Source organism: Mesorhizobium sp. M7A.F.Ca.AU.002.02.1.1, assembly GCF_003998535.1.
Taxonomy (GTDB): Bacteria; Pseudomonadota; Alphaproteobacteria; order Rhizobiales; family Rhizobiaceae; genus Mesorhizobium; species Mesorhizobium ciceri.
Genome location: NZ_RZPB01000471.1, coordinates 1 through 4,887 on the forward strand (window position 1 = coordinate 1; position 4,887 = coordinate 4,887).

Sequence of the window (4,887 nt, forward strand, 5' to 3'; positions counted from 1 at the left end):
ACTGCTCCGAAAGTTCCTCGGACTTGCGGGCGAAATCCGTTCCTGACCAGAGAAGCGATGAAATGTCTTTCGGACGCTCATCCCATACCGGCGAGACGAGCGCCTCGGCAGGAAGTCCAGGCGCGGACGCGAGAAGCTCAGCGCGATCTTCTATCTCGCCGCTGTCGCTGAGAATTTTCGGAGGCTCGGCCTTGATCCGCTCAGCGATACCGACCAGTTTGGCGTGCAGTGCCTTGGCTTGGTCCAGCAACGCCGCGATGCGTGGGACGAGCCTCTCAATGGTCGTTGGAAGAACGACATCCAGGCCAACTCCCCGCCACGGGTGGTGGATCGGCAAGCCGATCTCGTTGATCCGCTGAGAGACCTCATCGAGCAATTTGCGACGTTGCGAAACGCCGTCAGTTGTCCAGCTTGTGGCATCCGTAAGTTCGATGTCCACTGGTTTCTGACCGACCTGCCTTAGTCGGGTTAGCTGGCCGAGAACCTGATAAGGAGTGAGTTCGGACGCTCCGAACGCAACGTGCATTCGTGCAGCATGTGCGTTGAGTTTATCGCGAGCCTCCAGCAAGCGATCAGTTAGGGAAGAAGGAAGCTGGCCCCTGGGCGATCCGAGTTGCCAGGTTCGCCGCAGCTCCTCTAGCATCATGCGCTTGTTCGCCTTGTTACTATGCAGCTCAAGGCAGGCGTCCCCCACCCCAGCAGTGTCAAGCCGTCGCTTGACGACCTCCAGCGCTGCCATCTTTTCGGCCACGAACAGCACGGTCTTTCCGTCGGCAACGGCCGACCCAATAATGTTTGCGATCGTCTGCGATTTTCCTGTCCCAGGCGGACCTTGGATAACGAGGTCGCGACCTTTTCTGACGTCATGGATCGCCAGTGTCTGAGAACTGTCACTGTCGACGATATGCAACATTTCGGCGGGCGCAATGTGCGGATCAATCGCTATGTCGTCCGACATAAGCGGCTCGCGTGTTTCGAAACCATCTGAAAGAAGCGAGCGGATCTTCGGTTGTTCGATAATCTTTGCGCCATCGGGCCAGAGATCCGGATCCAGATCACGGTACATCAAGAACTTCGCAAACGAGAAGAAGCCGAGCACCATATCGTCGCGAAGCACCTCCCAACCCTCTTTGGTCGAAATTGCTTCGGCAACGGCATCGAGATAGGCCGAGACGTCGAAGTCATCTCCCACCTCAAAACGCGGCAGAGCGAGCTTGTGAATGCGGTCGAGATAGAGTTCCAAGGAGAGGTTTGCGGTAAGATCTTCCGGCCGGGCTCGTAGGCGGAATTTTTCTCCAGCGGCCCCTCGCTCAAGCCGAACCGGCACCAAAATGAGGGGGGCCTGACGGATGTTCTCTTTGTTGTTCGGGTCAATCCACTTCAGCATTCCAAGGGCCAGAAAGAGGATATTGACGCCCTGCTCTTCCTCGAGTGTGCGGGCATCATGGTAGAGATCAAGGAGCCGCCGCTGCAGCCCAGTTGGGGTCATACGCGTCTGCAGCTTGGTGTCCGAGTGCCGCGCGGATATCCCTCTGTTATCGACTCCATCGTCCTCTGGTTGGGCGAGAGCGACGGGGGAATAGTCGATCTCTTCGTCTGGAGGGCTGCTTTCATCCTGGCCCGCTTTCGGCCTATCGGGCTTGCCGGCCAGGAAGGTAAAAGCCTTTCCTTCGGTCACCAGCAATCGATAAATTTCGGACGACTTCTCATCGACGATATCGATCGTCTTCGCGCTCTTGGAAAACCGCGGCACATTCAAAAGTCGATTGCGGGCGGAAAGATCGAGCAACTCCATCCTGGCGCGCTCGAGTTTCTCCTTTAGAGGGAGATCGCTTTGGAAGACTGACTGTTTTACGTCCAAGACTTACATCCCCTTTGAAAGGAGAACCAGCTAGAGCCCGCGTAGAGCGTTCGCGCAAGAAAAAACAGCCGTGTTCAATTAGAAACGACTGCGATCACTTCTGGACACCGTCCAATATTGCGACGTGTGATATGGGTCAGAGCCTGCATTCTTGGCCCCCTTTGCCTAGTCGCTATCCGACGAGGATTCTCGCTCCCTGCCCCCGTATTTAGCCGCCTCCACAATGTCTTTTTCTGACACAGAGAGTCCGTTGCGGACCCGAATGGCTCCCGCACTTGGAACGCGGTCCAATTCAGATCCAGTCTTTGCCTTATCCTTCTGGGGCTTAACCTCCGGCGGCGGGTCTTTCGAAAATGTCATGCGTAGGTCCTACTCGTCCAAATCTAAATGCATCCGCCTGTGAGCCTCAAGCCGCTTTCCTGGTCATACAAAGAAAACGCCGCGCCCAATCAATCCACCGTCTCTCGTGGTTCCGCATTCTGATTGGCGCTTTAACATTCATCACTATTAGCGCCTGGCATTTAGTATCCTCCCTCTACTGGTTTTTTTAGCCGATAAGTAATAGATCGGGATTTCACTGCAGAAGTCCGGAGCCATGAAGTGACTGACGAAATCAAAAATACGGCCACCGCGCTGATGGAGCTTACCGCCGATATCGTTGCGGCTTATGTGAGCAAGAATTCAGTGCCGGTCTCCTCATTGCCGGACCTTATTGCCAGCATCAATTCGTCATTAGCGCGTATCGGCCAGCCGTCCGAACCGGAAAAACCCGACCAAGTTCCCGCGGTCAACCCCAAGCGCTCAGTCACTCCAGACTACATCGTCTGCCTCGAAGACGGCAAAAAGTTCAAGTCCCTCAAGAGACACTTGAACACGCATTTTGGACTGACGCCCGACGCCTATCGCCAAAAATGGGGCCTCTCCAACGATTACCCCATGGTCGCGCCTAACTATTCAGCCAATCGCTCCAGATTGGCAAAATCGATTGGCCTCGGTCGCACAGCAGCCGCGCCCAAGAAAGCAGCAGCCAAGAAGTCAAAGACGCGCTAGCAAAACATTTGGCAGCTTCGCAAAGGATCGAAAATTGAATCGCGATCGCTATTCCCATCGCCGCAGCTCGCGGCCAAGACGCGGCCGGGTTTCAATTATGCGCAAGCGTTTCTTTTCACATAAATCATTAGCCGCGATCCTGGTGATCACGCTAGCAGTGGGCGCTTATGTCACCTCCTACTTTACAGGGTGGGGCAACCAGATCGCGGGACCCAATACAGCAAGCGCACTCGGGTCAAAACCGAAGCCTATCGTCGGCGTAGCGTCCATCGTTGACGGGGACACGATCGAGATCCACGGACAGCGTATTCGTTTCAATGGCATCGACGCACCTGAAAGCAGCCAAAACTGCAGCGACGCAAGCGGGCAAGAATACCCATGCGGCCGCAAATCCGCAGAAGCACTGGACATCTTCCTCAGTCAATCCCGACCCATCCAGTGCAACTTTGTTTCGTGGGATCGTTACAACCGCTTCGTTGGTGATTGTCAGCGGGCGGACGGTGCTAGCATTGCGTCTTGGATGGTCGAACAGGGTTATGCCCTGGATTGGCCTCGATACAGCCATGGTAGTTACGCGTCACAACAGGCAGATGCCCAAAGGGCCAAGATTGGCATCTGGGTTGGCACTTTCACAGCCCCTTGGGATTGGCGAGCAACACATGCAGCCAACAATAAACCCGGTAATGACACATCCTACGGCCTTACAGGCCGTCGCCAAATAGCTCAGAGCTATTCGTGTCAACCGCGTCGCTATTGTAAGCAAATCTCCTCATGCGATGAGGCGCGCTGGTATCTCAATAACTGTAGCTGGGGACCCAAATTGGACCGGGACGGCGACGGAATTCCGTGCGAAGGCATTTGCTGACCAAGCCAATTCCTTAGCGCGCTTTCAGCAAGCCGGACTGGCCACCAGCGTTTCGGTGCATTTGCGCGAGTGCCAATAGAGCCTGGCAAAAGGGCTGGCTGACGTTTGTCTTGGAAAATTCCACCAGCTCGTTGAGCCCGGATGGGCTAGAAAACCGCAAGGCTTCGTAGCGACAGACAGGGATCTGCCGATTATCTCTGAAGCGTTTGTCGGGTCCGCCATTCTTATTGGGATGAGCCCAGGTATAGCTCACGATCTCAGCATCAGATGGAACTTTGCCGGTCTCAATAAAATTGCTGGGGGCAAATTGCGTCCTGAGGTCTCCATACCCAACGGCACCGTACTGGTTTCCGTCCTTCACCAAAATCATGTCTGGCATGAAATAAAGGATTTGCCGGCCGACGTGTATCGACGGTGGTGTGACATTGCTGCGAACAACCGTCGGCAAGGAAGCTTGGAGCGTCGTCGACTTTTTATCGACCAACATCGTGGCTCCCGCATTGCGCTTCCAAGTCGTCAGATCCTCTATCTTGCCACCAGCCGCGACATGCCAACTCGCCGCGCAGCGTGTGAGCGTGTCAAAGGCGGCGACAAGTCGCCCGTAGGCCGCCTCCGCGTCCTGCTCCAAATCATAGTAGAGCACGCTCACCCGGCGGTAGCTGTCCAACCAGTTGCCAATAAGCATGCCCGGCAAAAAGGCAGCAATACCGATCAGCGCCACCCCACCTCCCAGCATTGCGCCTGCGATCAATCCGGCGATCCCAAACAGCACGGCCAGGATGAGCGACATTCGCGTCTGCGATTGCCTCGCATTGATTTCATCAAGCACATTGGCAAATGTCTCATCACGCATCTCGATCACATCGGCGGACTCGATTTCTCTCATCACGACGCCACCGCTGACATATTCCACGGGTGAGGATGTTGGATGGGGCTTTGGCCCAGATGGGAATTCAGACAGTTGCAGCGTCTGCTTGGCGCTGCGCTTTCCCAAAGTGCCTCGGTAGTAGAGACCGCCGACGCCTGCATGAATATAATGCCCTCGTGGGCCAGTCCCGATACGAAGACCTTGCACGCCAACGGACGCGCCAACCCCGCCAGACGAGAAGTT

At 55.6% G+C, this 4,887-nt stretch carries 4 protein-coding genes; 2 read left to right on the forward strand and 2 right to left on the reverse strand.

Translation table 11 applies throughout. The annotated features are described in order from the left end of the window. A partial coding sequence (locus EN879_RS24340; protein WP_127274294.1) for a DUF4011 domain-containing protein occupies positions 1–1,861 on the reverse strand: 1,861 nt, incomplete at its 3' end. 636 nt (positions 1,862–2,497) lie between these two features. Here EN879_RS24340 and EN879_RS24345 point away from each other — a divergent pair. After that, entirely contained in the window at positions 2,498–2,911 is a 414-nt protein-coding gene (locus EN879_RS24345) for a MucR family transcriptional regulator (protein ID WP_082826711.1), read from the forward strand. Positions 2,912–2,945: 34 nt separating this feature from the next. Then, positions 2,946–3,776: a thermonuclease family protein gene (locus EN879_RS24350; RefSeq protein ID WP_127224212.1), complete on the forward strand. Its 831-nt coding sequence runs from the start codon at positions 2,946–2,948 to the stop codon at positions 3,774–3,776. A gap of 13 nt (positions 3,777–3,789) precedes the next feature. Here EN879_RS24350 and EN879_RS24355 read toward each other — a convergent pair. Next, positions 3,790–4,887: DUF4236 domain-containing protein (locus tag EN879_RS24355; protein WP_127274295.1), on the reverse strand; the 1,098-nt coding region annotated here is incomplete at its 5' end.

What these genes read in the sequence shown, in the direction of transcription:
- EN879_RS24345 (WP_082826711.1), top strand. Translation starts at nt 2,498, where the DNA reads ATGGAGCTTACCGCCGATATCGTTGCGGCTTATGTGAGCAAGAATTCA.